The organism is Roseivivax lentus (assembly GCF_900156805.1).
Classification (GTDB): Bacteria; Pseudomonadota; Alphaproteobacteria; order Rhodobacterales; family Rhodobacteraceae; genus Roseivivax; species Roseivivax lentus.
The window spans coordinates 213,025-237,997 of sequence record NZ_FTOQ01000002.1; the positions used below are offsets into that span (position 1 = coordinate 213,025).

Here is a 24,973-nt window from a genome sequence, read left to right on the forward strand (position 1 = left end):
TCAGACCCTTTTTGCGCCGCAAAGCGCTGCAACCCATTCCGCATCGAGCACCGCCCAGGCCCCCGCTTGCGCCAGCCGCGCGCGAAAGCCGTTGTCGCCCCGCGCCAGCACCGCGAAAGGCGCTTCGACCGGCCCGACAGGGCGCCCCTGCGCCTGCGCGATCACGCGGTCGGGCTGCCAGGCAATGACCAGCATCGGGCGCCCCGGCGCCGCAGGCGGCGCCATTGCAAGGGTCGCGACCGGCCCGGCAAGCAGTGTCGCGAGCAGAAAGAAGGACAGAACGGAGCGATCCATGCGAGACATGGAACCGGCATAGAGCCTTCGGATGAAGCAATGATTAAGCGCCGAAATTCAGTGCGTTATGGTTAATCGCCCGGGCAGCCGCCTCTCCGGACGCGTGAGGCGCGTCCCGGCGCCCTGGCCATGGGTGCCAGCGGCGCCGCTCAGGTGATCGCCTGCAGCTCTTCCTTGGACAGATCGCCCGGCACGATGGTGATCGGGATCGGCAGCGAGCCCGAGTTCTTGGTGAGGTTCGTCACCAGCGGCCCCGGCCCCTTCTTGCCGCTGCCTGCACCGAGGACCAGAACGCCGATCTCCTTGTCGTCGCGCACCTGCGCGATGATCTCGGGCACCGCGTCGCCCTCGCGGATCACCAGTTCGGGATCGACGCCCTGCCGGTCGCGCATCCATTTCGCGAAGACTTCGAAATGCGCCTCGATGCGCTCGCGCGCCTCCTCGCGCATGATGTCGCCGACGCCGATCCAGTGATTGAAATCGTCGGGCGGAATCACCGACAGGATCGTCACGCCGCCACCGGTATTGGCCGCGCGCATCGCCGCGAAGCGCATCGCGTTCAGGCATTCGCGGCTGTCGTCGAGCACGACGAGGAACTTGCGCATGAGGGGCCTCCTATCCGGCCCCGATCATGGCAGCGCGCCCGCGTCGCGGCAAGGTCAGGCGGCGGCGGAGGCGGCCCAGTCCCAGTAGAGGTCCCGCGCGCGGCGGGTGACCGGGCCGACCTGGTAGGAGGTGTCCTCGAAGGCGGTGACCGGCGTGACCTTGTTCAGATTGCCGGTCAGGAAGACCTCGTCGGCCTCCTCGAAATCGCGGAAGGTGAGCACCGTCTCGACCACCTCGACGCCGTCGGCGCGCAGGTTCTCGATATGGCGCGCGCGGGTGATGCCGGCGAGGAACGTGCCGTTGGGCACGGGCGTGAGCACCACGCCGTCGCGCACCATGAAGACGTTGGAGGTCGCCGTTTCGGCCACGTTGCCCATGGCATCGGCCACCAGCGCGTTGGTGAAGCCGCGGGCGTTCACCTCGGCCAGCATGCGCGAATTGTTGGGATAGAGGCAGCCCGCCTTGGCATTGACCACGTTGTCCTCGAGCACCGGACGGCGGAAGCGCGTGCGGCCGAGCGTGACCGTCTCCTCGGGCGCGAGCATGGGAAATTCCTCGAGACAGATCGCGAAGCCGGTCCGGCCTTCCTTGGCGAGGATGGCCGAGGGTTCGCTGTCGATCGACCAGTACATCGGGCGGATATAGACCTGTGCTTCGTCCGGATAGGCGGCGATGCCCTCGCGGGCGATCTCGAGGATCTGGGCGTCGGAATAGGTGGGCGTGATCATCAGCGCATGGGCGGAATGATTGAGCCGGGCGCAATGCCGGTCGAGATCGGGCGCCATCCCGTCGACGAAGCGCGCGCCGTCGAAGACCGTGGAGCCGAGCCACGACCCGTGATCGGCGGCTTTCATGATCGGCATGTCGCCGTCATACCATTCGCCTTCGAAATAGGTGCGGATGTTGCGTCCCACGGCCATGGCGCGTCCCTCGTCCTGAGCTGTCTGCGGCACCGCTCTAACGCGCCGGGACACGCTTGGCCACCCGCCTGGGGCGTCCGGGACGGCTCAGTCCGCCGGCGCCTCGGCCAGCAGCGCCTCGAGGTCGAGCGGGCGGTTGTCCATGGCGAGCGCGCCGCCGGCATCGCGCGGCCAGTCCTCGGGCGCGCGGTCGCGGTAGATCTCGATGCCGTTGCCGTCGGGATCGGAGAAATAGACCGCCTCGGAGACGCCGTGATCGGCCGCGCCCTCGATCTTGACGCCATGGTCCATCGCCCGGCGCAGCGCGGCACCGAGGCTTGCGCGGTCGGGAAACAGGAAGGCGGTGTGAAACAGGCCCGGCGCGCGTTTCGGGGCGGGGGCCGCGCCCTTGCTCGACCAAGTGTTGAGCCCGAGATGGTGGTGATAGCCGCCCGCCGACAGGAACGCGGCCTCCTCGCCGTAATATTGCGTGACCGTGAGGCCGATCACCGCCTCGTAGAAGGCGACGGCGCGCGGCAGGTCCGACACTTTCAGGTGGACATGGCCGATGGTCATCGTGTCGGGCGCCTTGGACATGGGGAAAGCCTCCGCTTGCGTGTCATGTCGGAGGATAGACCTCCGTCGCATTGTGCGGAATTGCCGATTTTCGGACAGGCCCTGTGCGGGCGCTATGCGTGCGCGGCCAGAAGCGGGCGCACGGGGACCTTCGCCCCGAGCCGGGCGCAAAGCAGGTAGAGCCCGCCCACCTTGCGTTGGAGAAACAGTGCATCGACCGGCGGGATCACCGCGAAGTCCCGATCCTCGGCGAAGTGCTGCCCGGCCTCGGCAAAGCGGGTGGCGAGGCCCGCGCGGGCGAAATCGAAGGGCGCGTCGTCCTGCAGGGGGGCGGCGGCGATCTCCATCATGTCGAGGATCTGTTCGCGGTGATGGGCGGCGGTGTCGCCGCGCAGGTAACCCACGGCGATGGCTGCCTCGTGCGTGGCCGCGCGGTCGGCCGAGAGCGTCGCGCGCATCAGATCGCGGAAGATCGCCACGCGGGCCGGTTCGAAACGCCGCACCGCGCCGAAATCGAGAAGCACGATGCGGCCCGTCTCGGCCTGGTAGCGGAAATTGGCGAAGTTCGGGTCGGTCTGCATGGCGCCGAGCGCGAAGAGCTCGCGCAGGGTGAGCGCGATCAGCTTTTCGGCCACGCGGTTGCGGGTTCCGGCATCGGCCTCGGTCAGGCTTTCGATGGGCTGGCTCGGAATGAAATCCATGGCGAGGATATCGCGGGTGGTCAGTGCCTCGGCGAGGCCCGGCACGATGAAATCCGGATCGTCGCCGAGATGCGCGCCGAATTCCGCAAGCGATTGCGCCTCGCGGGTATAATCGGCCTCTTCGTGCAGCTGCAGCCGCGCCTCTTCCAGAAGCGGGCCGAGGTCGAGGCCCTTGGGGAGCATCCCCGACCATTTCAGCAGCCCGCCGAGATTGCGGATGTCGCTGTCGATCGAGGCGCGGATGCCGGGATATTGCACCTTGATCGCCAGCTCGCGGCCGTCTTTCGTGACCGCGCGGTGGACCTGCCCGATCGAGGCGGCGGCGATGGGGCGGACATCGAACTTGCGGAACCGCTTGAGGAAATCCGCGCCCCAATTGTCGCTCAGCACGGTCTTGAGCTGCGCGGGCGGCATGCTATGCGCTTCCGAGCGCAGGCGCGCGAGGATCTGCGCAAGCTCGGGCGGCAGGACCTCGCCCGCCTCCATCGACAGCAGCTGGCCCATTTTCATCGCGGCGCCCCGCATCCGCGACAGCTCCTCGGCGAGGCGGGCGGCATTGGCGGGCGTCATCATCAGCTGGCCGAGCCCGGGCCGGTCGCCGCGCGCATAGGCGCGCATCCCGTCGTGCGCCGCGCGGCCCAGAACGCCGGTGGCGAAACGGCCCATGCGGCCGACGCGCGACAGACGGGAGGACGGGACGGGATAGGCGCGATCTTCGGTCTCGGACATGCGGCGGAAGGTAAGGCCCGAAGGCCGCGCGGCAACCGCGCGGGACGCGAGCGGCCGAGGAGGTCCCGCAGGGGGCCGAGGAGGTGCGCCACCGGCGCAAGCGCCGGGGCGGTGAGCGGGGCAGGGGGGGCTTTTTGCCGGAAAGATAAAGATCGTGCCGCGCTGCGCCCAGGGACGGGCCCGGAGTGCGGAACCGGCTGTTGCGGGAGCTGCGCGCGCGATTACCAGCCAGCCGGAGGGCCGGGTGCTGCGGCGCGTGAGGCGCCCGCCGCCGCGGCGTTCAGCCGACCATGCCGACGATCTCGTAGGTCTTCTTCAGGATCGGCGCGGCGATCTCGCGGGCGCGGGCGGAGCCCTGATGCAGGATCGCGTCGATCTCGTCGGGCTCTTCCATCAGCCGCGCCATCTCGGTCGAGATGGGCGCGAGCTTGGCCACGGCGAGGTCCGACAGCACCGGCTTGAACTCCGAAAATTGCTTCCCGCCCACCTCGGACAGCACCGCGTCGACGCTCATGTCCGCAAGGGCTGCGTAGATGTTGACGAGGTTGCGCGCCTCGGGCCGCTCCTCGAGCCCCTTGGCCTCCGACGGCAGCGCCTCGGGATCGGTGCGGGCCTTGCGAATCTTCGCGGCGATGGTGTCGGCATCGTCGGTCATGTTGATCCGGCTCATGTCCGAGGGGTCGGATTTCGACATCTTCTTCGAGCCGTCGCGCAGGGACATCACGCGCGTCGCAGCACCTTCGATCACGGGCTCGGTGAGCGGGAAGAAATCGACGCCGTAATCGTGGTTGAACTTGGCCGCGATGTCGCGCGTCAGCTCCAGGTGCTGCTTCTGGTCCTCGCCCACGGGCACGTGGGTCGCGTGATAGACGAGGATGTCCGCGGCCATCAGCGCCGGGTAGCCGAAAAGCCCGAGCGAGGCGTTCTCGGCATTCTTGCCTGCCTTGTCCTTGAACTGGGTCATGCGCTTCATCCAGCCCATGCGCGCCACGCAGTTGAAGATCCAGCCGAGCTGGGCGTGTTCGGGCACCTGGGACTGGTTGAAGAGGATGGATTTCCGCGGGTCGATGCCGCTGGCGATGAAGCCCGCGCAAAGCTCGCGCGTGGCGCGGCGCAGCTTCTCGGGGTCCTGCCAGACGGTGATCGCGTGCAGATCGACCATGCAGTAGATCGTCTCGTAGGCTTCTTCCTGCATCTCCACGAAACGCTTGAGCGCGCCGAGGTAATTCCCGAGCGTGAGGCCGCCCGAGGGCTGGATCCCCGAGAAGACGCGCGGGGCGAAGGGGCTGTCGGTCTGGGCCGCGTCGGACAAGGGGTGATGCTCCTGCTGGAAATTGGTGTCGCGGTGGCTTACCGATGGCCCCGAGAGGCGTCAAGAAGAGGGCCCGGGCAATGACAGGCACCGATCACAATGCAAGCCCGTTCAACGCGATCCCGCCGGTCACCACCGCGCTGGTGATCGTCATGGCCGGGGTGGAGCTGATCCTGTCGCTCGGGGCGCGCGGCCTCATGGGCGGGCCGGGCGCCGTGGGCTGGCGCATCCAGACCATCGAGCGCTACGCCTTTTCCGGCGACATCCTGGCCTGGATGGTCGAGACCGGGCGCTTCCCGCCCGAGCATCTCATGCGTTTTCTCACCTATCCCTTCGTGCACGGCACCTTCACCGCGGCGCTTTTCGCCGCCGTGATGATGCTGGCGCTGGGCAAGATCGTGGGCGAGGCGCTGGGCCCGTTGCGGATGCTGGCGATCTTCGTGGTGACCGCCATTGTGGGCGCGGTCGTCTTCGGCCTCTTCGCGGGCCGCGTGCCGCTGATCGGGGCCTTCCCGCCGATCTACGGGCTGATCGGCGCCTTCACCTACCTTCTGTGGCTGCGGCTGGGCCAGATGGGCGAGGCGCAGATCCGGGCCTTCTCGCTCATCGGTGTGCTCTTGGGGCTGCAGCTCGTCTTCGGGCTGCTTTTCGGCGGCGGGCCCTACTGGATCGCTGAGGTCGCGGGCTTCGTCGCGGGGTTCGCGATGGCGATCGTGCTGGTGCCGGGCGGGCTCACGCGGCTCGTGGCGCGGCTGCGCGAGCGCTGAGGCCGGCGCCCGGGCCGGTCGTCAGAACATGTCCGCGGGCAGGATCGGCAGGAAGCGCGAAAAGCGCTGCGCCCGGCCCAGCGGATAGGGCAGCACGAAGCCCGAGCGCTCGGCGGGGGCGCGATCGGCATTGGCCTGTGCCGTTTTGCGCCAGAGTGCCGCGCTGCGGATATCGCCCGTCTCGGCGGCGGCGCCCAGCCATTTCCCGGCCAGCCGCCTGCGCAGATCGTCGATCACGGCCTGGTCGCGGAACAGCACCGACGCCTCGGTATCCCAGCGCAGCGAACGTCCGTTCAGATTGGCCGAGCCCACGAGGCCGAACGCGTCGTCGATCAGCGTGACCTTGGCATGCACGTAGATCGATGCCGCGCCATGCAGATCGGCGCGCTTCGGCTCCTCCGAGGCGGTGCGCTGCGCCGGGGTCACCAGCGCGATCCGGTCGCCGAAGGCGTCCGTCAAATCGGTCAGCGCGCGGGTCTGGAGGGCGTGAGCATGGCGCGCATTCAGGCTGCGGTCGCCGTCATAGAGCACGCGCTCGGGCTCCACCGGCAGCAGCACGATCAGGTTGAGATCGGGCCGGTCCTGCGCCGCGGTGTTCAGCGCCTGCACGAGCGGGGCGTGGCGCAGGAACTGGGTCTCGATATAGATCGTGTCGCGGGCCGCCCCGAAGGCGCGGATCAGCGTCTCCTCGTGTTCGCGGTGATGGTGCCTCGGCCCGAAGGCCAGGGGGCCGCTGCGCGGCGCCGAGACCGTCCGCACCAGCCGCAGATCGGAGGTGCCCTGCGGGCGCGATTCCGCCGCCATCGGCCGCGCATTCGTGCCGAGATCGGCCGCGCCGCCATCGAAGGCCGCGTTCCAGGTCTCGATCAGATGTGCCCGCGCGATGCCGGCGAAGGGGCCGTCCACGGCCATGGAGACATCGTGCCAGGTCTCCTCGCCGGGGCGGTCATGGGCATTGTCGTCCCAGCGGCGTTCGTTCACGTCGAGCCCGCCGATCATGCAGGTCGTGCCGTCGACCACGGCGCATTTCTGGTGGATGGAGACCGGGCGCAGGCGCGGGCGCACCTTCAGCATGGCGCGCTGCACCGGGGTCAGCTTCTCGGGCGGCTCGGCGCGCAGAAGCCGCAGCTTCTCCGCGATCTTCATCCACAGCATCGACCGCCAGAGCCAGCCCACCTCCTGGCCATGGGGCGCGCAGAGCAGCTGCAGGTCGCCCTCGGCGTCGTCGGCGAGCCGCGAGGCGGCGGCCCAGGCGGCGCGGTGCAGGGGCGAGGCGAAGAGCGGGTCGAAATCGGTCAGCACGATCCGCACCCGGACGCCCCGCCGGACCAACTCGGTGATGAGATCGGCCCAGGTCTCGAGGCCCTGTTCGCGCAGTTCGGGTCGCCGCAACGCGGTTTCCGGATCGAAGATGCGGAAGGACAGGAGCACCTCCTCCTCGGCACCGGCGATCATGCGTTCCAGTTCGGGATAGACCTCGGAGGCGGTGATGAGCGGTTTCAGCGTCATGGCTCAGCGGGCCTTGCCGCGCCGGAAAGCATTGACGAAATCGCGCATGCGGAAGGCTCCCAGCATCTGTCCGAACATCCCGTAGGAGAGAATGCCGATCCCGATCAGCGCGGCAAGCGCCAGATACCGCCAGCCCGCCCGTGCGAGATACGGCCCGATCAGCAGCACCGTCAACCAGAGCGTCCCGCCCATCAGCACGGAGGCGCCGATGATGCGCCAGATCCGTCCGCGGAACCGGTCGTCGAGCCGCGCCACCGGCCCCATGCGCCGCACGCCGAGCGCCAGCAGCCAGATCATGCTCCAGGCGGCGAGGGTGGTGGCGATGGCGGGCGCGATCCAGCCGATGAAGGGCGCGAGCCCGATGGCGATGAGCGCGTTCACCACCATCGAGACCAGCGCGTAGCGGAACGGGCTGCGGGTGTCCTCGCGCGCAAAGAACAGCGGCTGCAGCGTCTTCTGCAGGACGAAGGCGGGCAGGCCGAGCCCGTAGATCGCCACGGCCACCGCGATGGCGGCGCTGTCGTCGGGCCCGGTCGCGCCGCGCTCGAACAGCACCGAGACGAGCGGCAGCGGGATCACCACCAGCGCGATCGCCGCGGGGATGGTGAGGGCGAGGGCGTATTCGCTGGCCCGGCTGAACGCCTCGCGCCCGCCCGCATCGTCGCCGGCCTTCAGCCGCCGCGAGAGGTCGGGCAGCAGCACGATGCCGACAGCGATGCCCACGACACCCAAGGGCAGCTGGTAGAGCCGGTCGGCGGCGTAAAGCCAGCCCACCGCCTTGTCGAATTGCGAGGCGACCTGCTGGCCGACCAGAAGGTTGATCTGCATGACCCCGCCCGCAAGGGCCGCGGGCACGGCGATCCGCACCAGCGTCTTCATCTCGTCCGACCAGACCGGGCGGCCGGGCCGCACGCGCAGGCCCGAGCGTTCCGCCGCGACCCAGACCAGCGCAAGCTGCACGACGCCTGCCACGGGCACCGCCCAGACCAGCCACAGCGCCACGTCGCCGCCCAGAAGGTGCCCGGTGAGCATCGCCGCCACGACGAGGATGTTCAGGAAGACCGGCGCGGCGGCTGCGGCGGCGAAATGCCCGCCCGCATTGAGCGCACCCGAGAAGAGCGCCGCGAGCGAGATCAGGAAGATATAGGGAAACACGATGCGCCCGTAGCCCACGGTCAGGTCGAACCGTTCATCGCCCGCAAAGCCCCCCGCCGTGGCATAGACCAGCGCGGGCATGAAGATCATCGCCACCGCGGTCAGAACGAGCAGCACCGTGGCGAGCCCCGACAGCGCGTCGCGCGCAAAGCCCACCGGGTCCTCGTCGGCCTCGAGGCGCTTGGAGAACATCGGCACGAAGGCCGCGTTGAACGCGCCCTCGGCGAAGAAGCGGCGGAACATGTTGGGCAGGCGGAAGGCCGCGACGAAGGCATCGAGCACCGGCCCCGGTCCGATCAGCGCGAGGATCACCACCTCGCGCACGACGCCGAGAACACGGCTGGCCAGCGTCCAGAAGCCCACGGTCATGATGCCGGATAACAGGCGGATCGGTTTCATGGCGCGCGGGGCCTTCTTCTTGCCGGACGGCCCGACCGGGCCCGTGCCAAACCCCTACCGGATCGCCCCGGGCGGTGGAAGGGGCCGCGCCGGAGCACGTGGCGGCAGGGCGCGCCCGGGCGTCATTCGGTGCCGTTCGAGGAAGGCCGCGCGCGGAAGCTCGCAGGCCGGGGCACGGAGACGTCATGTGCCGGCGCCCGCGTGGCAGGTCGCGCGAACGCGGCGCGCGCGTCAGTCCAGCCGGCGCACCAGAAGCTGGTTGCCGCTCGAGCGTTTGGTCTCGAACACCTTCAGATCGGCGATCAGGTCCGACAGCTTGCGCTTGCCATAGGTGCGGGTGTCGAAATCGGGGTTCGACGCGGTGAGGTACTGGCCGAGCTGGCCCAGCGTGTACCATTCGTCGTCCTGTTCGATGGCATCCATGGCCGTGAAGATGAGGTTGCGCGCCTCTTCGAGGTTGCCATGGGCCGGGGTCTCGCGCGCGCCGGACTTGGCGGCCTCCGCCGCGTTGCCGATATTCTCGAGAAAGATGAAGCGCTTGCAGGCCTTGCGGAAGGCATCGGGGGTCTTCTGCATGCCCATCCCGAAGACCTCGAGCCCCTGTTCGCGGATGCGCGAGGCGAGGCGCGTGAAATCGCTGTCCGACGAGACCAGGACGAAGCCGTCGAAACGGCCCGAATGCATGAGATCCATCGCGTCGATCACCAGCGCGATGTCGGAGGCGTTCTTGCCCACGGTGTTGGCGGGCTGGTGATGCGGCACGAGGCCGAACTCCGCCGAGACCTTGGACCAGCCCGACATGTGATGGCTGGAGAAGTCGCCGTAGCAGCGCCGGACCGCGGCCTCGCCGAAGGTGGCGATTTCCTCGAAGAGCGCGCGGGCATATTTCGGAGAGGTGTTGTCCGCGTCGATCAGGACCGCGAGAAGGGTCGTGCGGTCGGCATTGGCCATGGGTCTTGTCCTTCATCGGGAGAGGGTCGGGTTGCGACCGGGCCTTAGCGCATTCGCCGCCCTGCGGTAAGGGGCGATGTCGCCCGTCTTGGTCCGTCGGGGCCCGAGATGCCCGTCGGAGCCCGCGCAAGGCGCGGCGGAGCCGTCCCGGACAGGTGCCGCGGGACAACTCCGCCGCGGTGTCAGAACTGCACCACCGCGCGGATCGACTTGCCCGCATGCATCAGATCGAAGCCCTCGTTGATCTGGTCGAGGGTCAGCACATGGGTGATCATCGGGTCGATCTCGATCTTGCCGTCCATGTACCAGTCGACGATCTTCGGCACGTCGGTGCGGCCCTTGGCGCCGCCGAAGGCGGTGCCTTTCCAGACCCGGCCGGTGACCAGCTGGAAGGGGCGGGTGGAGATCTCGGCACCCGCGGGTGCCACGCCGATGATGATCGACTGGCCCCAGCCGCGATGGGTGCATTCCAGCGCATCGCGCATCACCTGCACGTTGCCGGTCGCGTCGAAGGAATAATCCACCCCGCCGATCTGGTCGAAATCGGTCTTGGTGAGGTTCACGATCTCCTCGACGACCGACCCCGAGATTTCCTTGGGATTAACGAAATGGGTCATGCCGAAATGCTCGGCCATGGCCTTCTTCTCGTTGTTGATGTCGACGCCGATGATCTTGTCCGCGCCCGCGAGCCGCAGGCCCTGGATGACGTTCAGACCGATGCCGCCCAAGCCGAAGACCGCGGCGGTCGAGCCGATCTCGACCTTGGCGGTGTTGATGACCGCGCCGATGCCGGTGGTCACGCCGCAGCCGATATAGCAGATCTTGTCGAAGGGCGCGTCCTCGCGGACCTTGGCGAGCGCGATCTCGGGCAGGACGGTGTGATTGGCGAAGGTCGAGCAGCCCATGTAATGATGGATCGGCGTGCCATCCAGCATCGAGAAGCGCGTCGTGCCGTCGGGCATCTTGCCCTGGCCCTGGGTGGCGCGGATCTTGGTGCAGAGATTGGTCTTGCCCGACAGGCAGGAGGCGCATTCGCGACATTCCGGGGTATAGAGCGGGATGACATGATCGCCGGGCTTCAGGGTGGTGACGCCTTCGCCGATCTCGACGACGACGCCCGCGCCTTCGTGGCCGAGGATCGCCGGGAACAGCCCTTCGGGATCGGCGCCCGAGCGGGTGAACTCGTCGGTGTGGCAGATGCCGGTCGCCTTGATCTCGACCAGAACCTCGCCCGTCTTGGGGCCGTCGAGGTTCACCTCCATCACTTCGAGCGGTTTGCCGGCCTCGAGCGCCACGGCTGCACGGGTTTTCATGTCTGTCCTCCGAATATTTGTTTCGCGCGAGGGTGGCCGAGGGGTCCGCCGGGCGCAATCGCTTTTGCGACGGGATGGCGGATGGACTCGACTCCCGCAGGCGTGCGGACTAGAACAAAAAGAGAACAAACCTGCGCTGCCCGCATGCCCAACCGACGTATCCTCTCCCTCTGGTTTCCGCGCCTCGGGGCCGAACGGCTGATCCGTCAGGATCCGGGCCTCGGCACGGCGCCGTTCGCCACCGTCCGCGACGCGGGCAATGCACAGGTGCTGGGCGCGCTGTCGGCCGCGGCCAGTGCGGCGGGGCTTTATCCCGGCCAGCCCCTGCGCGATGCCCATGCTGCCTGTGCCGATCTGCTGACGCGGCGGGCCAATCCCCACCGCGAGGCGGCGTTCCTGGGCGTGCTGCACCGCTGGGCGGCCAAGTTCTCGCCCTGGGTCGGGCGCAAGGAGCCCGACGCCCTGGTGATTGACCTCACCGGCTGCGCGCATCTCTTCGGGGGCGAGGCGGCGCTCTTGGCGCAGGTGATGCTGGATTGCACCGATCTGGGGCTCAGCGTCTCGCCGGGGATCGCCGACACCTATGGCGCGGCCTGGGCGCTGGCGCGCTACGGGGGGGCGGTGGCGGGATCGCACCGGAGCGGCGACGCCGTCGATCAGGAGGCGCGGGCGACCCGGTCCCGGGCCGGCAAGCGGCGGCATTGGGAACGCGGCGGCGCGGCGCCCGCCCTGCCGCCGGTCTCGACCGCGCTGCCCGAGACAGAAACAGAGGCAGAGACAGGGCAGGGATCGAAGGGCAGGGGGGACGCGGTCACCTCGCATCGGACTGGGCGGAGGACCGGGCAGAGGACCGGGCATCGGACCGGCAGAGAGGACGACGCCGGGCGCGGCGCGGCGGTATATCCCGGAGCGGGGACGGATGCCGGGACGGGCCGGGATGCGCGCATCGCGCCGCCCGGCAAGACCTATGGCGCGCTCTCCGCCCTGCCCATCGCCGCCCTGCGCCTGCCCGGGGAGACCGTCGCGCAGCTCTCGCGGCTCGGATTGCGGCGGATCGGCGACCTGGCGGGGCAGCCGCGGGCGAGCCTCGCGCGGCGCTTCGGCACCGGGCTGGTCTACCGGCTCGACCAGGCGATGGGGGCCGCCCCCGAGCCGATCAGCCCCGCCGCCCCGCCCGAGCGGTTCTCGATCCGGCTGAGTCTGCCCGACCCGATCGGGCTCGAGGCCGATCTGCTGGCGGCCCTCGACCGGATGCTGCCGCCCTTGTGCGACAAGCTGCGCCGCAAGGGGCGCGGCGCGCGGCAACTGCGATTCGAGGCCTATCGCGCCGATGGCTCGATGCAATGGCTGGGCGTGGGGCTGGCGCGCGCCAGCGCCGATCCCGAACGGCTGCGCCCGCTTCTGGCGATGAAGGTGGGCGAGGTCGATGCGGGCTTCGGCATCGACATGCTGCGGCTCGACGTGACCGTGCACGAGCCCGTCCATGCGCGCGACCCGGTGGGCCATGCGGAGGCCGGGCGCGTGGTGGCGGCGCGGCTTTCGGGGCAGACCGCGCTCGACGATCTGATGGGGCGCTTGGGCGCGCGGCTGGGGCTCGAGGCGATCACCCGGCGGCATCCCGCCTCGAGCCACATCCCCGAGAAATCCGCGCTGACGCTGGCCGCCGCCTGGTCGGAGCCCGCGACGGACTGGCCCGCCCCGGCCGCACCGCGCCCGCTGCTGCTGTGGCGGCCCGAACCGGTGCAGGCCACGGACCATCCCGATCCGCCCCGGCGCTTCCGCTGGCGGGGCCGAGACTTCACCGCGACCGGGCTCGAAGGGCCCGAACGGATCGCGCCGGAATGGTGGCTGGAAGAGCCCGACTGGCGCTCGGGTCAGCGCGATTACTGGCAGGTGGAGACCGATCGCGGCGACCGGCTGTGGCTCTATTATGCCTATGGCGGGGCGCTGTCCTCGGGCTGGTTCTGCCATGGAAGCTTCGGCTGACGCGGAAAAATCTTGGCCAAGATTTTTGTTGCCCGAAAGGCGGCCGAAAGCGCGGGCATCGTGCCGGGGCAGGCAGAAAATTAGATAAATTTCTGCCCGCGCCCGATCTACTGCGCCCGCGCGCGTTCGGCCCCCGCCTCGATCGCCGCGCGCAGGCGCCGTTCGATCACCCGCTGTTTCGAGGGCGTGTAGAACTTCAGGCCGAACATGTCCTTCACGTAGAAGCTGTCGACCACCTGTTCGCCGTAGGTCGCGATCACCGCGCTGGCGATGTAGATATTGGATTCCGACAGCGTCCGCGCGAGGTCGTGCAGGAGCCCCGGACGGTCGCGGGTATCGACCTCGATGATCGTGTAGATCTCCGAACCCTCGTTCTCGAAGGTGATCGAGGTCGGCACATTGAAGGCGCGCTCGCGCTTCTTGATCTTGTCGCGGGACTTGATGGCCTCGCGCGCGACGACCTCGCCCTTGAGCGTGCGTTCGATCATCGAGCGCAGCCGCGGCAGGCGGGACGGCTCGTAGGGCGCACCCTCGCCGTCCTGCACCCAGAAGGCCGCGGTGGCGAAGCCGTCCTTCGAGGTATAGGTGCGCGCATCCACGACGTTCGCGCCCACCAGCGCCAGCGCGCCCGCGAGCCGCGCGAAGATGCCGGGATGGTCGGCCAGCGCGAAACAGACGCGCGTGGCGTCGCGATCCTCGTCGGCATGGATGTCGATGCGGATCTCGTCGGTGCCGATATCGCGCAGCAGCTTGGCGAAGACCACATGCGCGGTGACGTGCAGGCCCTGCCAATAGGTTTCGTAATGGCGGCTGGTCTCGGCGCGCAGGTCCTTCTTGTCCCAGTCGGAGAGTTTCTCACGCAGCAGTTTCTTGGCCTCGGCGCCGCGGTTTTCGCGGTTGAGCGCCTCCATCCCGGATTCGAGCGCCCGACGGGTCTGGCGATAGAGCGCGCGCAGCAGCGCGGCCTTCCAGTTGTTCCACGTCCCCGGGCCTACGCCGCGGATGTCGCAGACGGTCAGAACGCAGAGCAGGTCGAGCCGTTCGCGCGTCTGCACCGCCTTGGCGAAGTCGCGCACGGTGCGGGGATCGGCGATGTCGCGCTTCTGCGCCATGTCGGACATCAGCAGGTGATGGCGGATCAACCATTCCACGGTGGCGCATTCGGCCTTCGTGAGCCCCAGCCGCGGCGCCACCCGCCGGGCGATACGGGCGCCCAGCACCGAGTGATCCTCGTCCCGGCCCTTGCCGATATCGTGGAGCAGCAGCGCCACGTAGAGCACGCGGCGGTTCACGCCCTCCTTGAGGATCGTGGAGGCCACGGGCAGTTCTTCGACGAGGTTGCCGTGCTCGATCTCCGACAGGTGCCAGATGCACTGGATAGTGTGTTCGTCGACCGTGTAATGGTGATACATGTTGAACTGCATCATCGCCACGATGGGCTCGAATTCCGGGATGAAGGCCGAAAGCACGCCCAGCTCGTTCATCCGCCGCAGTGCCCGGTCGGGATTGCCGTGTTTCAGCATCAGGTCGAGGAAGATGCGCTGGGCTTCCTTCGAGTTGCGCATCTCGTCGTCGATCAGGTGCAGGTTGGCCTGGATCAGGCGCATCGCGTCGGGATGGATCAGCAGCCCCGTGCGCAGCGCCTCCTCGTAGAGGCGCAGCATGTTCATCTTGTCGGCGAGAAAGTCCGCGTCGTCGGTGATGGCGAGGCGCCCGTTCAGCACCTCGTAGCCGTTCCGGGTCTTGGGCGGACGGTTGAAGATGCGCAGCAGGAGCGGCGCCTCCTTCTTCTGCTCCGCTTCGAGCGCGGTCAGGAAGATGCGGGTCAGATCGCCCACCGCGACGGCGTGCCGGAAATAGGCCTGCATGAAGATCTCGACCCCGCGCCGCCCGCCGCGGTCGACGAAGCCCATGCGCTCGGCGACCTCGACCTGCATGTCGAAGCTCAGCACCTCCATCGCGCGGCCCGCGATCAGGTGCAGATGGCAGCGCACCGCCCAGAGGAAGTTCTCCGCCTCGACGAAGGTGCGGAACTCCTCGGGACGGAACACGCCGCGTCCGACCAGCGTGCCGGCATCGTCGGTCCGGTGGACGTATTTCAGGATCCAGTAGAGCGATTGCAGGTCGCGCAGGCCGCCCTTGCCCTCCTTCACGTTGGGCTCGACCATGTAGCGCTGGCCGCCCTGTTTCTCGTGCCGGGTCTCGCGCTCCTGCAGCTTGGCGTCGACGAATTCCGTCTCGGTGCCCTGAAAGAGTTCCTGCCGCAGCCGCGCTTCCAGTTCCTCGGCGAGCGGGGCATCGCCGGTCACCAGCCGGGATTCGAGCATCGCCGTGCGGATGGTGAAATCGTCCCGCCCGAGCCGCAGGCAATCCTTGATCGTGCGCGAGGCATGGCCGACCTTCAGCTTCAGGTCCCACAGGATGTAGAGCATCGATTCGATGACGCTCTCGGCCCAGGCGGTGATCTTGTAGGGGTTGAGAAACAGCAGGTCGACGTCGGAATAGGGCGCCATCTCGCCACGCCCGTAGCCGCCCACGGCCATCACCGCGATGCGCTGGCCCTCGGTCGGGTTGGGCATCCGGTGCAGTTTCTGCGTCGCCACCTCGAAGGTCAGGCTGACGATCGCATCGGTGATGTAGGTATAGGCGTGGGTGACCGCATGGGCGCGGAACGGGGCCTCCGCAAAGGCCGTCGCGACCGCGTCGCGCCCGGCCGCGCGGGCGTCGCGCAGGATGCGCACGGTCGCCTCGCGGATCTCGCGTTCCTCGGTCGCCTCGCCGATCGCGTCCCACAGGCGATCCCGCACCGCGTCGCGGTCGAGGATCGCCTCGGGGGGAAGGATCAGGTCCGGGGCCGCGCCGGGCGGCCCCGAGCGATCAGAATCCGGCACCACCGAAGGCGCGAGGGGCGGGGTCAAGGATGGTCACCTGTTGATTGCGCACACTTGCCACGGCGAGACCGCGTTCGTTGGTCCCGTCGGGCAGGAACCGGAATACACCGCTCGCCCCCTGGAAGCCAGCGCCCTGGGTCAGGGCCGCGGGTCCGATGGCATCGGCCTTGCCCTGACCGACCAGCGCGCCCACCGCGGCGATGCCGTCGAAGGCCAGCGCGGCCAGCGGATGCGGCGGCGCGCCGTAGGCGGTGGCGTAGCGGCCCTCGAAGGCGGCGATGGCAGAGCGGTCGGGAAGCGCGAAGAAGGCGCCCTCGATGCCGGGCAGCTGGAAGCCGTCGGGCCGTGAATCCCAGCGCGTCAGGCCCATATATTGCGCGCTCTGCGGCGAGATGCCCTGCTCGGGCGCGAGTTGCAGCACGACCGAGAGGCCGCCTTCCCAGCTGTCGGTGAGAAAGAGCGCATCCGCGGTTCCCGCATCGACCAGGGGCTTCACCCGGCCGATCGCACCGGTCAGGCTTTCGGTATTGAGCGCGTAGGCCTCGGCCCCCACGACCTGGGCGCCGTTGCGCGCCGCCGCGGCCTGGATCGCGTTGCGCCCGATCTGGCCCGCGAGGTTGTCCTGGTAGAGCACCGCGATGTCGTCGCGGCCCTGGCGGACACCGTAGCTCACCAGCCGGTTCGCGGTGTTCTGGAAGGTCTGGCCCAGCACGAAGAGGTTGCCGCCCGCGATGGTCGGGTTGTTGGAGAAGCTGAGCACGCTGAGCCCGTCATCGGCCACCGCGATGGCCGCGGCATTGGCGGCCTCGGCATAGAGCGGCCCGATGATGATCGCCGCGCCTTCGTCGGCGGCCTGCTGGGCCACGGCGCTCGCGGTGGCGGGCTGCCCTGCCGTGTCGTAGACCCGCAGATCGACGGTGACGCCGCCCAGGTTCTGCATCGCGAGGCGCGCGGCGTTTTCGAGATCGCGCGGGATGTTGCCCGCATTGGGATCGGAGCGCGGCAGAAGCAGCGCCACGGGCACCGGACGCGAGGCATCCACGCGGGCCCCGCCGCTGCCCGGCAGCGAGGAGGAGATGGCGCCCACGTCGCAGGCGGCCAGCGCGAAGAGGCCCAGGGCGGCACCCGCGAGGCGCAGGCGGCGACGGGCGGTTTTGAATACGGCAAACATCGTGATACGGGGCTCCCTCGGTCCGACTTCTTGGGCGACCGGGCCGAGCCGGCCTGCGACGCCTGTGTGACCGGCAGACAGTAGAACAGCCAGGGGGCGGGTCCAACCATGATATCGGCAAAGAGCAAGGTTTCGCCCGGCCTGACGCTCGTCTCCACCCCGATCGGCAATGCCCGCGACATCACCCTGCGCGCGCTCGACGTGCTGGCTGGCGCCGATATCCTCGCCGCGGAGGACACCCGGGCGCTGCGGCGGCTGCTGGAAATCCACGGAATCGCCCTCGCGGGGCGGCCTTGCCTCTCCTATCACGAACATAACGGCGCCGAGATGCGGCCGCGGCTGCTGGCCGCGCTCGCCGAGGGCAAGACCGTGGCCTATGCCTCCGAGGCGGGCACGCCGATGATTTCCGACCCAGGTTTCGATCTGGCGCGTGCGGCGCGCGAGGCGGGCCACCCGGTCACCGCCGCGCCGGGGGCGGCTGCGGTGATCGCGGCGCTGACGGTGGCGGGGTTGCCGACAGACCGCTTCTTCTTCGCGGGTTTTCTGCCCAACGCGTCGGGCGCCCGCCGCGCGGCGCTGTCGGAATTGCGCGATATTCCGGCCACGCTGGTCTTCTACGAAAGCCCCAAGCGCCTTGGCGCGATGCTCGCTGCCGCGGCCGAGACGCTGGGCGCGGATCGACCGGCCGCAATCTGCCGCGAGCTGACCAAGAAATTCGAGGAGGTGCGGCAGGGCACGCTCGCTGACCTTGCGCAACATTACGACGAGACCCCGGCACGGGGTGAGATCGTGGTGCTTATTTCCCGGGGGGATAAGCCAAAAATTAGCGAATCGGATGTTACAACGGCGCTGGAAGAGGCGCTGCGGACGATGTCGGTGCGCGATGCGGCCGAAGCGGTTGCCGCGATGTTCGGTGTGAAGAAACGGCCGGTTTACCAGCAGGCCATGAAAATGAGCGAGGACAGGCGCGATGGGGATGATTGATCCGGCCGTGGGGCAGATGGCCTATCGCGGCGGGCTTGCCGCAGAAGCGGGGGTCGCCGAGGACTATCTCAGGCGCGGATACCGGCTGGCCGAAACGCGGTGGCGCGGCAAGGCCGGGGAGGTTGATCTGATCCTGCGCGACGCTGAGGCGCTGATCTTCGTCGAAGTGAAGAAAAGCCGCAGTTTCGCCCGGGCGGCGGAACGGGTCTCTCCGCGCCAGATGGCCCGGCTCTGCGCTGCGGCGGAGGAATTCGTGGCCGGGGAACCGCGCGGCGCGCTGACCGAGATGCGCTTCGACGTGGCCTTGCAGAACGCCCATGGCGAGATCCGCATCATCGAGAACGCCTTCGGCGCCTGAGAATGTACGCGGCCCGTGTGGGGCGGGTGTTCCGGGTGGCGGGAGGGGATTGTGCTGGGGTGAGGATGTGCCTGGTCTCTGGCACGGATCGGTTGCTCCTGGGAATGATTGCTTGGTCCGCGGAATGAGTGAGACGTCTCTGGTCTGGGGCGGGCTTTCTTCAGGGCGAGCACCATCCCGGGGGAAGGCGCCGCACAGTCCGGGGGAAGGTGCTGAATCGGTTTCGGGCGCGCGCTGTTCCGGCGCTGGCGCCGCATATTGCCATCCGGGCATCGATCATCCGGCCCTGACGCGAGCATCCCTGCACAGGCGGTTTGCAGCAGGCCGCTCAGCCGCTTGAAGGGTGCCGCGCTGCCCGCCGCCCATCGCACCCGGGCATCCGGCCATTGCCCTCGCCCCCTGCTTGCCGCATCTCTAGGTTCAAATCAGCCTTGCCGAGGAGCGCCCGCATGAAAGTCGCCATCCAGATGGACCCCATCGCGCCCATCAACATCGAGGCGGATTCCACCTTCCGCATCGCCGAGGAAGCGCAGGCGCGCGGCCACAGCCTGTTCTATTACCTGCCCGATGCGCTGGCCTACGAGGAAGGCCGCATCACCGCGCGGGGACGGTCCCTCAAGGTGCAACGCGAGGTCGGCAACCATGCCACGCTGGGCGAGATGGAGAGCGTCGATCTGGCGGATTTCGACGTCGTCTGGTTGCGCCAGGATCCGCCTTTCGACATGCATTACATCACCACGACGCATCTCTTGCAGCGGCTCTCGAAGACGACGCTGGTGGTCAACGATCCCTTCTGGGTGCGGAACTTTCCCGAAAAGCTGCTGGTGCTCGATTTTCCGGACCTGACCCCGCCCACGGCGGTCGCGCGTGATCTGGCGACCCTTAAGGCCTTCCGCGACCGGCATGGCGACATCATCCTCAAGCCGCTTTACGGCAATGGCGGCGCGGGCATCTTCAAGCTCGCCGCCGATGACCGCAACCTCACCTCGCTGCACGAATTGTTCACCGGCTTCTCGCGCGAGCCGCTGATCGTGCAGAAATACCTCCCCGCGGTGAGCAAGGGCGACAAGCGCGTCATCCTCGTCGACGGCGAGCCGGTGGGCGCCATCAACCGGGTGCCCGCGGAGGGCGAGGTGCGCTCCAACATGCATGTGGGCGGACGCCCCGAACAGGTCGCGCTCACCGACCGGGACCGCGAGATCTGCGCGAAGATCGGGCCGCTCTTGCGCGAAAAGGGCCAGATCTTCGTCGGCATCGACGTGATCGGCGACTGGCTGACCGAGATCAACGTGACCTCGCCGACCGGCATCCAGGAACTCGAACGCTTCGACGGGATCAACGTCGCCGCGCAGATCTGGGAGGCGATCGAGGCGCGCCGCGCCTAGTCCTCGCGGCGGCTGACCAGACGGTAGCCCAAGGCCTCGGCCACGTGCGGGCGCTCGACCGCTTCCGCGCCGTCGAGATCGGCGATGGTGCGGGCGACCCGCAGCACGCGGTGGTAGCCGCGCGCCGACAGGCCCATCCGCTCCGCCGCGCGCCCGATGAGGTCGCGGCTTTCGCGATCGAGCGGCGCGATCTCCTCGAGCATCCGGCCCTCTACATCGGCATTGGTGCGGAAGCGTCCACCCGCGCCGTAGCGCGCGCCTTGGCGGGCCCGGGCGGCGGCGACGCGGTCGGCCACGACCAAGGAGCTCTCCCCCGAGGACGGCGCGTCGAGGTCGCGCATCGAGACCGGCGGCACCTCCACGCGCAGGTCGAACCGGTCCATCAGCGGCCCGGAGATACGGCCGAGATACTCCTCGCCGCAGCCCGGCGCGCGGGCACAGGCCCGCGCCGCGTCGGGCAGGTAGCCGCAGCGGCAGGGATTGGCCGCCGCGACCAGCATGAACCGGCAGGGATAGGTCACATGGGCGTTGGCCCGCGCGACCATGACCTCGCCGGTCTCGACGGGCTGGCGCAGCGTTTCGAGAACCGTGCGCGGGAATTCCGGGAATTCGTCCATGAAGAGAACGCCGTTATGCGCGAGGCTGATCTCGCCGGGCGCGGCACGCCGCCCGCCGCCGACGATCGCCGCCATCGAGGCGGTGTGATGCGGTGCGCGGAACGGCCGGGCGCGGGAAATGCCGCCCTCGTCCAGAAGCCCCGCAAGCGAGTGGATCATCGAGGTCTCGAGCGCCTCGACCGGCGAGAGCGGCGGCAAAAGACCCGGCAGCCGGGCCGCCAGCATCGACTTGCCCGATCCGGGCGTGCCGACGAGCATCAGGTGGTGCCGCCCCGCCGCGGCGATCTCCAGCGCCCGTTTCGCGCGTTCCTGTCCCTTCACATCAGCGAGGTCGCGATGGGCTGGGGGCGTCTGCACCTCACCGGCGCGGCACGGCGAAAGCGGCGCCTGCCCGGTGAAATGCTGCAGCAATTGCAGCAGGGAATCCGCGCCGATCACCTGGCAGGCTTCGACCCAGGCCGCCTCGGCACCGCAGGCCCGCGGGCAGACGAGGCCGCGGGCGCCCTCGGCCGCGGCGAGCGCGGCGGGCAGGGCGCCCGCGACCGGAACAAGCGTGCCGTCGAGCGACAATTCCCCGAGCGCGACCGCCCCCGCGACCGCGTCGCGCGGCAGGATTTCCAGCGCCGCGAGCAGGCTCATGGCGATGGCGAGGTCGAAATGCGACCCCTCCTTCGGCAGATCGGCTGGCGACAGGTTCACTGTGATCCGCTTCGACGGCAGCGCGATGGAGAGCGAGGACAGCGCGGTGCGCACCCGTTCGCGCGCCTCCGAGACGGCCTTGTCGGGCAGCCCGACGATGGAAAAGGCCGGCAGGCCCGGCGTGACGGCGCATTGCACCTCCACCATGCGGGCGGAGACGCCTTCGAAGGCGACGGTATAGGCCTCGGCTACCAAGGTGCGATTCTCCCCCGTGACCCTGCAGCCTGCCGCGCGCGTGGTTAGCGAATGGTTAACGCGCGTCGAGCGCGCGAGGGCGGCCCCGGAGCGCGCCATCGCGGCATCGACACCGAAAGACCGACCGGAATTTCCCCGGACTCCGCCGGGGATCCGGCGGCGATCCGCCCGCGCCGCGAAAAAAAATTGCCCGAAGGCCGATACGCCCCATGCGGCTCGGCGCACACCGCCCATCTCTCTGCGTTGCGATGGAAATTCGCGGCCGGTCAGGCACCTAGCGCGGTCGACGATCGTACACATCGCGACGCTTCCGGCCCAGCATGCGGCGGTACACTTGACGATGATTGCGGAAACATCGGGTCTTAACGAATTTTTTGGAAACCGGAAGTGATCTGAGCGCGTTGCCTACCCGTAACAGGTCACACATTCGGATTGACCTGACACATTAATCGGCTGGGGAGTGAATATGGCGCTTGATGCATTCAACGATCAGACTTTGTCGCGGCGGGCAATGAAGGCAGAACTGCTGGACGCCGAAACGGAGCTGAAGCTGGCCTATGCCTGGCGGGACCAACGCTGCGAGGCCTCGCTGCACCGTCTGATCACGGCGTATATGCGCCTCGCGATCTCCATGGCGGCGAAGTTCAAGCGCTATGGCGCGCCGATGAACGACCTGATCCAGGAAGCCGGCCTCGGCCTGATGAAAGCCGCAGAGAAGTTCGATCCCGATCGCGGCGTGCGTTTCTCGACCTACGCGGTCTGGTGGATCAAGGCCTCGGTCCAGGACTACGTGATGCGCAACTGGTCGATGGTGCGCACCGGCTCCACCTCGTCGCAGAAATCTTTGTTCTTCAACATGCGCCGTGTGCAGGCACGGATCGAACGCGAAGCGGCGGCGAACGGCCAGAACCTCGACCGGCACCAGCTGCGCCAGATGATCTCCACCGAGATCGGCGTGCCGCTGCACGATGTCGAGATGATGGAAGGCCGCCTGTCGGGGTCCGATTATTCGCTGAACGCGACGCAGTCCGTCGAGGACGAGGGCCGCGAATGGATCGACGCGCTGGAGGATGACAGCGCTCAGGCCTCCGAACTGGTGGAAGAGAACCACGACAACGCCCAGCTGCGCGAATGGCTCGTCGTCGCCATGCAGCAGCTGAACGACCGCGAGCGGTTCATCGTGCGTGAGCGCAAACTGCGCGAGGATACCCGGACGCTGGAGAGCCTCGGCAACGAGCTGGGCCTGTCCAAGGAGCGCGTGCGCCAGCTCGAGGCGGCGGCGTTCCAGAAGATGCGCAAGACACTGGAGAGCCAGTCGCGCGAGGTGCACGCATTCCTCGCTTGATCGCCCCGGTCGCGGCAGTTCTCGCCTTCATCGCCTCCGCCGCATTTGCGGACGGGGGCGATTTCACATCTGCGGAGATCGTCTTTCTGGGCGAACAGCATGACAACCCGGCGCATCACGCGCGCCAGGCGGAGCTGGTGGCCGAGATCGCGCCGAAAGCGATGGTGTTCGAGATGCTGACCCCGGATCAGGCGGGCCGCATCACGCCCGAGCTGGTCGCCGACGCCGAGGCCATGCGCGCCGAGCTGGGCTGGGACGAAAGCGGCTGGCCCGATTTCGCCATGTATCATCCGATCTTCGCCGCCGCGGCCGAAGCCACGATCTTCGGCGCGGCCATTCCCCGCGACGAGGCGCGGCGCGCCATGGAGACCGGCATCGCCGACGCGTTCGGACGGGGGGCCGCGCGGTTCGGGCTGGACCGCGCCCTGCCGGACGAAATGCAGGCGACGCGGGAAGCGCTGCAGGCCGAGGCGCATTGCGATGCCCTGCCCGAAGAGATGCTGCCGGTGATGGTCGACATCCAGAGGCTACGCGATGCGAGCCTTGCCGAGGCCGCGCTGACCGCGCTGTCGGTGCATGGCGCGCCGGTCGTCGTCATCACCGGCAACGGCCATGCGCGGCCCGATTGGGGGGCGCCCGCGCTGGTGGCTTTGGCCGATGCCGGGGTTTCCATCGCCACGTTCGGACAGGGCGAAGAGGGCGGGCCGCCGCTCGACGGCGGTTTCGATGCGGTCGAGATCGCGCCGCCCGTCGATCGCGGCGATCCCTGCGCCGCCTTTCGCTGATCCGGGCGATTCTGGCCCGGGCACCCCGGCGCGCGCGGCGGGACGGGCCATGGCTTGTGCGCGACCACGCGCCTCTTTAGACCTGAGCGGGGCAGAACGGGCGGACGGCGCATGCTGGGCGGCAAACGCATTCTCTTGATCATCGGCGGCGGCATCGCCGCCTACAAGTCGCTGGACCTGATCCGGCGGCTGCGCGAACGCGGCGCGGCGGTCACGCCGGTGCTGACCAAGGCGGCCGAGCAGTTCGTGACGCCGCTCTCGGTCGCGGCGCTGGCCGGGCAGAACGTTCACCGTGACCTGTTCGATCTTACGCAGGAGGCCGAGATGGGCCACATCCAGCTGTCCCGCGTGGCGGATCTTCTGGTGGTGGCGCCCGCGACGGCGGACCTGATGGCGAAGATGGCGACCGGGCGGGCGGACGATCTGGCCTCGACGCTGCTTCTGGCGACGGACACGCCGGTTTTGATCGCGCCCGCCATGAACGTGCGGATGTGGGATCACCCCGCGACGCAACGCAACCTCGCGACGCTACGCGGCGACGGCGTGGCCGTCTGCGGTCCGAACGAGGGCGACATGGCCTGCGGCGAGTTCGGACCGGGCCGGATGTCGGAACCGCTGGAGATCGTCGACGCCATCGCCGCGCGGCTGGCGGACGGGCCGCTCAAGGGCCGGCGGATCGTCGTCACCTCGGGGCCGACGCACGAGCCCATCGACCCGGTGCGCTACATCGCCAACCGCTCTTCGGGGGCGCAGGGCACGGCCATCGCCCGGGCGCTCGCGGCGCTGGGCGCGGAGGTCGTCTTCGTGACCGGCCCCGCGCAGGTCGCACCGCCCGAGGGCGTGACGGTGCACAAGGTCGAAACCGCGCGCCAGATGCGCGACGCGGCGCTGGCGGCGCTGCCCGCCGATGTTGTGATCTGCGCCGCCGCCGTGGCCGATTGGCGGATGGCCGAGGAAGCCGCCTCGAAGATCAAGAAGACGAGGGACGGCCTGCCGACGCTGAGCTTCGCCGAGAACCCCGACATCCTCGCCGAGATATCGCAGATGGAAACCGGCCGCCCCGCGCTGGTCGTGGGCTTTGCCGCCGAGACCGACGACGTGGAGGCCAATGCCACCGCCAAACGCGCGCGGAAGGGCTGCGACTGGATCGTCGCCAACGACGTCTCGCCCGGGACCGGGATCATGGGGGGCGCGGAGAACGCGGTCACGCTGATCTCGGAGGAAGGGGCCGAGGCCTGGCCGCGAATGACGAAGGATCGCGTCGCACGGCGGATCGCGGAGAAGATCGCGGACGCGCTCCGGGCGGGCTGACGCCCGGTTTTCGCGTATTTGGAAAGAGGCAAGCT

21 protein-coding genes are annotated in these 24,973 nt (G+C 68.8%); 8 read left to right on the top strand and 13 right to left on the bottom strand.

The genetic code is table 11. The annotated features are described in order from the left end of the window. From BW990_RS21240 to trpS, 6 genes are all read right to left on the bottom strand, one after another. Entirely contained in the window at positions 1-294 is a 294-nt protein-coding gene (locus BW990_RS21240; RefSeq protein ID WP_159441609.1) for a hypothetical protein, read from the bottom strand. A gap of 149 nt (positions 295-443) precedes the next feature. Continuing rightward, positions 444-899 carry a universal stress protein gene (locus tag BW990_RS04550; RefSeq protein ID WP_076445484.1) on the bottom strand — a complete coding sequence of 152 codons (456 nt, stop codon included), beginning with the start codon at positions 897-899 and terminating at the stop codon, positions 444-446. 54 nt (positions 900-953) lie between these two features. Then, a complete protein-coding gene (locus BW990_RS04555) occupies positions 954-1,820 on the bottom strand; it encodes a branched-chain amino acid aminotransferase (protein WP_076445486.1) in 867 nt (288 codons plus the stop codon). A gap of 87 nt (positions 1,821-1,907) precedes the next feature. Continuing rightward, positions 1,908-2,396, bottom strand: a complete 489-nt coding sequence (locus BW990_RS04560; protein ID WP_076445488.1) for a VOC family protein — start codon at positions 2,394-2,396, stop codon at positions 1,908-1,910. Between the two features lie 92 nt (positions 2,397-2,488). Continuing rightward, positions 2,489-3,805, bottom strand: a complete 1,317-nt coding sequence (locus tag BW990_RS04565) for an ABC1 kinase family protein (protein ID WP_076445490.1) — start codon at positions 3,803-3,805, stop codon at positions 2,489-2,491. 280 nt (positions 3,806-4,085) lie between these two features. Beyond that, on the bottom strand, positions 4,086-5,117 hold the full coding sequence (gene trpS, locus BW990_RS04570) for a tryptophan--tRNA ligase (RefSeq protein WP_076445492.1): 1,032 nt from the start codon (positions 5,115-5,117) through the stop codon (positions 4,086-4,088). An 80-nt stretch (positions 5,118-5,197) separates the two neighbouring features. Here trpS and BW990_RS04575 point away from each other — a divergent pair, with 80 nt between their 5' ends. Beyond that, complete coding sequence (locus BW990_RS04575) at positions 5,198-5,884, top strand: rhomboid family intramembrane serine protease (RefSeq protein ID WP_076445493.1); 687 nt, start codon at positions 5,198-5,200, stop codon at positions 5,882-5,884. Between the two features lie 21 nt (positions 5,885-5,905). Here the strand turns inward: BW990_RS04575 and BW990_RS04580 are convergent, their stop codons facing one another. The 4 genes from BW990_RS04580 to BW990_RS04595 all read right to left on the bottom strand — a co-directional run bounded on the left by BW990_RS04580 (position 5,906) and on the right by BW990_RS04595 (position 11,211). Then, positions 5,906-7,393, bottom strand: a complete 1,488-nt coding sequence (locus tag BW990_RS04580) for a phospholipase D-like domain-containing protein (protein ID WP_076445495.1) — start codon at positions 7,391-7,393, stop codon at positions 5,906-5,908. 3 nt (positions 7,394-7,396) lie between these two features. Continuing rightward, positions 7,397-8,947, bottom strand: a complete 1,551-nt coding sequence (gene murJ / locus BW990_RS04585) for a murein biosynthesis integral membrane protein MurJ (RefSeq protein ID WP_076445497.1) — start codon at positions 8,945-8,947, stop codon at positions 7,397-7,399. 231 nt (positions 8,948-9,178) lie between these two features. After that, complete coding sequence (locus BW990_RS04590) at positions 9,179-9,898, bottom strand: NYN domain-containing protein (protein WP_076445499.1); 720 nt, start codon at positions 9,896-9,898, stop codon at positions 9,179-9,181. 182 nt (positions 9,899-10,080) lie between these two features. After that, positions 10,081-11,211 (bottom strand): S-(hydroxymethyl)glutathione dehydrogenase/class III alcohol dehydrogenase, encoded by a 1,131-nt coding sequence (locus BW990_RS04595; protein WP_076445501.1) that lies wholly within the window; start codon positions 11,209-11,211, stop codon positions 10,081-10,083. Positions 11,212-11,355: 144 nt separating this feature from the next. On the opposite strand from BW990_RS04595, the gene BW990_RS04600 reads away from it, so the two are divergent. After that, on the top strand, positions 11,356-13,197 hold the full coding sequence (locus BW990_RS04600; protein ID WP_076445502.1) for a Y-family DNA polymerase: 1,842 nt from the start codon (positions 11,356-11,358) through the stop codon (positions 13,195-13,197). 107 nt (positions 13,198-13,304) lie between these two features. Here the strand turns inward: BW990_RS04600 and BW990_RS04605 are convergent, their stop codons facing one another. Together BW990_RS04605 and BW990_RS04610 are read right to left on the bottom strand one after the other, a co-directional pair. After that, positions 13,305-16,115 (bottom strand): [protein-PII] uridylyltransferase, encoded by a 2,811-nt coding sequence (locus BW990_RS04605; protein WP_083950480.1) that lies wholly within the window; start codon positions 16,113-16,115, stop codon positions 13,305-13,307. After that, complete coding sequence (locus tag BW990_RS04610) at positions 16,075-17,259, bottom strand: penicillin-binding protein activator (protein WP_076445504.1); 1,185 nt, start codon at positions 17,257-17,259, stop codon at positions 16,075-16,077. Before BW990_RS04610 ends, BW990_RS04605 begins: the two co-directional genes overlap by 41 nt. Positions 17,260-17,367: 108 nt before the next feature. On the opposite strand from BW990_RS04610, the gene rsmI reads away from it, so the two are divergent. From rsmI to gshB, 3 genes are all read left to right on the top strand, one after another. Continuing rightward, a complete protein-coding gene (rsmI, locus tag BW990_RS04615) occupies positions 17,368-18,243 on the top strand; it encodes a 16S rRNA (cytidine(1402)-2'-O)-methyltransferase (protein ID WP_076445506.1) in 876 nt (291 codons plus the stop codon). Then, positions 18,236-18,601: a YraN family protein gene (locus tag BW990_RS04620; RefSeq protein ID WP_143526081.1), complete on the top strand. Its 366-nt coding sequence runs from the start codon at positions 18,236-18,238 to the stop codon at positions 18,599-18,601. The genes rsmI and BW990_RS04620 overlap by 8 nt, the downstream gene beginning before the upstream one ends. A 449-nt stretch (positions 18,602-19,050) precedes the next feature. Next, a complete protein-coding gene (gene gshB / locus BW990_RS04625) occupies positions 19,051-19,986 on the top strand; it encodes a glutathione synthase (RefSeq protein WP_076445509.1) in 936 nt (311 codons plus the stop codon). On the opposite strand, the gene BW990_RS04630 is transcribed toward gshB, so the two are convergent. After that, positions 19,983-21,497, bottom strand: coding sequence for a YifB family Mg chelatase-like AAA ATPase (locus BW990_RS04630; RefSeq protein ID WP_076445510.1), 1,515 nt, complete (start codon positions 21,495-21,497; stop codon positions 19,983-19,985). The two genes, gshB and BW990_RS04630, sit on opposite strands and share 4 nt — an antisense overlap. Before the next feature lie 466 nt (positions 21,498-21,963). Between BW990_RS04630 and BW990_RS04635 the strand changes: the two genes are divergently transcribed. From BW990_RS04635 to coaBC, 3 genes are all read left to right on the top strand, one after another. After that, entirely contained in the window at positions 21,964-22,842 is an 879-nt protein-coding gene (locus BW990_RS04635; protein ID WP_076445511.1) for an RNA polymerase factor sigma-32, read from the top strand. Then, complete coding sequence (locus BW990_RS04640) at positions 22,839-23,627, top strand: ChaN family lipoprotein (RefSeq protein WP_234990163.1); 789 nt, start codon at positions 22,839-22,841, stop codon at positions 23,625-23,627. The genes BW990_RS04635 and BW990_RS04640 overlap by 4 nt, the downstream gene beginning before the upstream one ends. 111 nt (positions 23,628-23,738) lie before the next feature. Continuing rightward, a complete protein-coding gene (gene coaBC / locus BW990_RS04645) occupies positions 23,739-24,938 on the top strand; it encodes a bifunctional phosphopantothenoylcysteine decarboxylase/phosphopantothenate--cysteine ligase CoaBC (protein WP_076445513.1) in 1,200 nt (399 codons plus the stop codon). The last annotated feature ends 35 nt before the right edge of the window (positions 24,939-24,973 follow it).

Bases quoted from the DNA above. Each gene is read 5' to 3' on its own strand.
- BW990_RS21240 (WP_159441609.1), bottom strand. From the start codon at position 294: ATGGATCGCTCCGTTCTGTCCTTCTTTCTGCTCGCGACACTGCTTGCC.
- BW990_RS04550 (WP_076445484.1), bottom strand. From the start codon at position 899: ATGCGCAAGTTCCTCGTCGTGCTCGACGACAGCCGCGAATGCCTGAAC.
- BW990_RS04555 (WP_076445486.1), bottom strand. From the start codon at position 1,820: ATGGCCGTGGGACGCAACATCCGCACCTATTTCGAAGGCGAATGGTAT.
- BW990_RS04560 (WP_076445488.1), bottom strand. From the start codon at position 2,396: ATGTCCAAGGCGCCCGACACGATGACCATCGGCCATGTCCACCTGAAA.
- BW990_RS04565 (WP_076445490.1), bottom strand. From the start codon at position 3,805: ATGTCCGAGACCGAAGATCGCGCCTATCCCGTCCCGTCCTCCCGTCTG.
- BW990_RS04575 (WP_076445493.1), top strand. From the start codon at position 5,198: ATGACAGGCACCGATCACAATGCAAGCCCGTTCAACGCGATCCCGCCG.
- BW990_RS04580 (WP_076445495.1), bottom strand. From the start codon at position 7,393: ATGACGCTGAAACCGCTCATCACCGCCTCCGAGGTCTATCCCGAACTG.
- murJ (WP_076445497.1), bottom strand. From the start codon at position 8,947: ATGAAACCGATCCGCCTGTTATCCGGCATCATGACCGTGGGCTTCTGG.
- BW990_RS04590 (WP_076445499.1), bottom strand. From the start codon at position 9,898: ATGGCCAATGCCGACCGCACGACCCTTCTCGCGGTCCTGATCGACGCG.
- BW990_RS04595 (WP_076445501.1), bottom strand. From the start codon at position 11,211: ATGAAAACCCGTGCAGCCGTGGCGCTCGAGGCCGGCAAACCGCTCGAA.
- BW990_RS04600 (WP_076445502.1), top strand. From the start codon at position 11,356: ATGCCCAACCGACGTATCCTCTCCCTCTGGTTTCCGCGCCTCGGGGCC.
- BW990_RS04610 (WP_076445504.1), bottom strand. From the start codon at position 17,259: ATGTTTGCCGTATTCAAAACCGCCCGTCGCCGCCTGCGCCTCGCGGGT.
- rsmI (WP_076445506.1), top strand. From the start codon at position 17,368: ATGATATCGGCAAAGAGCAAGGTTTCGCCCGGCCTGACGCTCGTCTCC.
- BW990_RS04620 (WP_143526081.1), top strand. From the start codon at position 18,236: ATGATTGATCCGGCCGTGGGGCAGATGGCCTATCGCGGCGGGCTTGCC.
- gshB (WP_076445509.1), top strand. From the start codon at position 19,051: ATGAAAGTCGCCATCCAGATGGACCCCATCGCGCCCATCAACATCGAG.
- BW990_RS04635 (WP_076445511.1), top strand. From the start codon at position 21,964: ATGGCGCTTGATGCATTCAACGATCAGACTTTGTCGCGGCGGGCAATG.
- coaBC (WP_076445513.1), top strand. From the start codon at position 23,739: ATGCTGGGCGGCAAACGCATTCTCTTGATCATCGGCGGCGGCATCGCC.